This is a genomic window from Methylobacterium sp. WL116 (assembly GCF_008039455.1).
Classification (GTDB): domain Bacteria; phylum Pseudomonadota; class Alphaproteobacteria; order Rhizobiales; family Beijerinckiaceae; genus Methylobacterium.
Genome location: NZ_VRUV01000534.1, coordinates 1 through 2,980, shown reverse-complemented (window position 1 = coordinate 2,980; position 2,980 = coordinate 1). Strand labels below are relative to the sequence as shown.

Genomic DNA, 2,980 nt, shown 5'->3' with positions numbered 1-2,980 from the left:
CCCTCGCCCGGCGCGGTTGTCGCGCGCAGGCAGGTGCCGTCGGCGAGGCGGACGACGCGGCGGGTGCGGTCGCCGAGGAAGGTCTCCTCGACCAGCGTCCCGGGCACGCCCTCCCCGCTCAGGCTCAGGTCTTCGGGACGCACGGCGAGGACGATGTCGGCGCCGGCCGTGGGCGAAGCGGTCGCGGTCCGCTTCGCCCCCGACGCCGCGACGATCCTGCCGGCATGAGGTCATCGGTCATGCGCGATGCACGGGACGATGAGGGGCCGGGCACCCGCTCCCGAACGGCTGCCGGGCTCAAAATCGTTACCGAATCTAAGACCCTGCCAGTCGCCCCGCCGCGGTCATCCCGGGGCTGCGCATCAGAGCCCGGGATCCAGAGCCGCCGACGGCGCCATCTCCAGCACGACCAGTGCATCTGGATCCCGGGCTCGCCTTCGGCGCCCCGGGATGACAGGGAGGGTGTGAAAGCGAAGTCCGGGAGACCGGGACGATGACGACGTCCCCAAGCGCGAGCCGCCTGCGCGTCCTTCTCCGCCTGCCGGTCTGGCTCTGGCTCGGCGCCTTCTTCCTGGTGCCGTTCGTCATCACCTTGAAGATCAGCCTGTCGGAGCCGGCGACCGCGATGCCGCCGTACCTGCCGGTGCTCGACTGGCGGGGCGGCGCGGGGGATTGGTCGGACTTCCTCAGGGCGCTCAATTTCGAGAACTACGTCACGCTCGCCACCGACGCGCTCTATCGCGACGCGGCCCTGACGTCGCTGGCCTACGCGCTCGCGGCGACCGCGATCCTGGCGGGCATCGCCACGCCGCTCGCCTACGCCATCGCCCGCAGCCCGGCGGCGCGCCAGCCGCTGCTCGTCGCGCTCGTCGTGGTGCCGTTCTGGACGAGCTTCCTGATCCGGGTCTACGCCTGGATCGCGATCCTGAAGCCCGAAGGCCTGCTCAATCTCGGGCTGCTGCGCCTCGGGCTGATCGCGCAGCCGCTGGAGATCCTGAACACCCCCGCCGCGGTGCTGATCGGCCTCGTCTACGCCTACCTGCCGTTCATGGTCCTGCCGCTCTACGCGGTGCTGAGCCGCCTCGATCCGGCGTTGCGCGAGGCGGCGGCCGACCTCGGCGCCTCGCCGACGCGGGTGTTCTGGACCGTGACGCTGCCGCTCGCCCTGCCCGGGCTGCTGGCGGGCGCGGCGCTGTGCTTCATCCCCATGGTCGGCGAGTTCGTGATCCCGGACCTGCTCGGCGGCTCCGAGACGCTGATGCTTGGGCGCGTGCTCTGGAGCGAGTTCTTCACCAACCGGGATTGGCCGCTCGCCTCGGCGGTGGCGATCCTGCTGCTGATTCTCGTCGTCGGCCCGGTGGTGCTGTTCCGCGACGCCGCCGCCGAGGCCGCGAGCGGCGAGGGCGCACCATGACCGCGCATCGTCCGACCGCGCTCACCCGCACGGCGCTGCTCCTCGGGCTCGGCTTCCTGTACGCGCCCATCCTGGTGCTGGTGGTCTACTCGTTCAACGCCTCGGCCCTGGTCACGGTGTGGGGCGGGTTCTCGACACGGTGGTACGGCGTCCTGCTCGCCGACGGGCCGTTGCTCGAGGCCGCCTGGGTGTCGCTCCGCGTCGCGACGCTGTCGGCCGTCATCGCGACGGCGCTGGGCACGCTGGCCGCCCTCGCGCTCGCGCGGCACGGACGCTTCCGCGGGCGCACGCCGTTCACCGGGCTCGTCACCGCGCCGATGGTGATGCCGGAGGTGATCACCGGCCTGTCGCTGCTGCTGCTGTTCGTCGGGGTCGGCATCGACCGCGGCCTCGGCGCGATCGTCGTCGCCCACGCCACCCTCGGCACCGGCTTCGTCGCGGTCGTGGTCGCCGCCCGCCTGCGCGGGCTCGACCGCGACCTGGAGGAGGCCGCCGCCGACCTCGGCGCCGGGCCGTTCCGGGTGTTCGCGACGGTGACGCTGCCGCTGCTCGCCCCCGGCATCGCCGCCGGGTTCCTGCTCGCCTTCACCCTGTCGCTCGACGACCTCGTCGTCGCGAGCTTCGTCTCGGGGCCCGGCGCGACCACCCTGCCGATGCGGCTCTACAGCCAGGTCCGGCTCGGCGTGAACCCCGAGATCAACGCCGCCTCGACGCTGCTCATCGCCGCGGTCGGCCTCGCGGTCGGCGCCGCGACGTGGCTCGGCGCCAGGCGGGGCAGCCGAGCCGCGGTGTAAGTTTCAGGCGAGCGCCACCGTGTAGGCCGCCTCGGTCTTGCCGCGGATCTCCTCCTCGGTGACGCCGTCGGCGAGCTCGATCAGCCGCATCCCGCCGTCGCCGTGCTTGTCGATCGTGAACACGCCGAGGTCGGTGATGACGAGGTCGACCACGTGCGTGCCGGTGAGCGGCAGGTCGCATTCCTTGAGCAGCTTCGGGCTCTCGGTGCCGTCCTTGTTCTTCGCCACGTGCTCCATCACGACGACGACGCGCTTGACGCCGGCCACGAGGTCCATGGCGCCGCCCATGCCCTTCACCATCTTGCCGGGGATCATCCAGTTGGCGAGATCGCCGTTTCCGGCCACCTGCATGGCGCCCAGGATCGACAGGTTGATGTGCCCGCCGCGGATCATCCCGAACGAATCGGCCGAGGAGAAGTAGCTCGTCGTCGGCAGCGCCGTGATCGTCTGCTTGCCGGCATTGATCAGGTCGGCGTCCTCCTCGCCCTCGAACGGGAACGGCCCCATGCCGAGCATACCGTTCTCCGACTGGAGCTGCACCGACATGCCCTCGGGAATGTAGTTCGACACCAGCGTCGGGATGCCGATCCCGAGGTTCACGTAGAAGCCGTCTTCCAGCTCACGCGCGGCACGCGCCGCCATCTGCTCGCGGGTCCAGGCCATTTTTCGATCTCCTGATGTGGGGCGCGTCCCGCGCCGTCCGCCGCACCCGCGGCGACGCGCTTCGCGCTTGCGGCCTGCCGGCCGGGTTCCTGTGGGGCGCGTCCCGCGC

At 71.5% G+C, this 2,980-nt stretch carries 4 protein-coding genes; 2 read left to right on the top strand and 2 right to left on the bottom strand.

Annotated elements, in window-relative coordinates; translation table 11 throughout:
- The coding region (locus FV223_RS32055; protein ID WP_281407468.1) for a TOBE domain-containing protein at nt 1-143 on the bottom strand (143 nt) is incomplete at its 3' end.
- A 350-nt stretch (nt 144-493) separates the two neighbouring features.
- Here FV223_RS32055 and FV223_RS24100 point away from each other — a divergent pair.
- Together FV223_RS24100 and FV223_RS24095 are read left to right on the top strand one after the other, a co-directional pair.
- Nucleotides 494-1,414: an ABC transporter permease subunit gene (locus FV223_RS24100; protein WP_147729344.1), complete on the top strand. Its 921-nt coding sequence runs from the start codon at nt 494-496 to the stop codon at nt 1,412-1,414.
- Nucleotides 1,411-2,208, top strand: coding sequence for an ABC transporter permease subunit (locus FV223_RS24095; RefSeq protein WP_147729343.1), 798 nt, complete (start codon nt 1,411-1,413; stop codon nt 2,206-2,208). Before FV223_RS24100 ends, FV223_RS24095 begins: the two co-directional genes overlap by 4 nt.
- Before the next feature lie 3 nt (nt 2,209-2,211).
- Here FV223_RS24095 and FV223_RS24090 read toward each other — a convergent pair whose 3' ends face one another.
- Nucleotides 2,212-2,871: a 3-oxoacid CoA-transferase subunit B gene (locus FV223_RS24090; RefSeq protein WP_147729342.1), complete on the bottom strand. Its 660-nt coding sequence runs from the start codon at nt 2,869-2,871 to the stop codon at nt 2,212-2,214.
- Nucleotides 2,872-2,980: the final 109 nt, after the last annotated feature.

Bases quoted from the DNA above. Each gene is read 5' to 3' on its own strand.
- FV223_RS24100 (WP_147729344.1), top strand. From the start codon at position 494: ATGACGACGTCCCCAAGCGCGAGCCGCCTGCGCGTCCTTCTCCGCCTG.
- FV223_RS24095 (WP_147729343.1), top strand. From the start codon at position 1,411: ATGACCGCGCATCGTCCGACCGCGCTCACCCGCACGGCGCTGCTCCTC.
- FV223_RS24090 (WP_147729342.1), bottom strand. From the start codon at position 2,871: ATGGCCTGGACCCGCGAGCAGATGGCGGCGCGTGCCGCGCGTGAGCTG.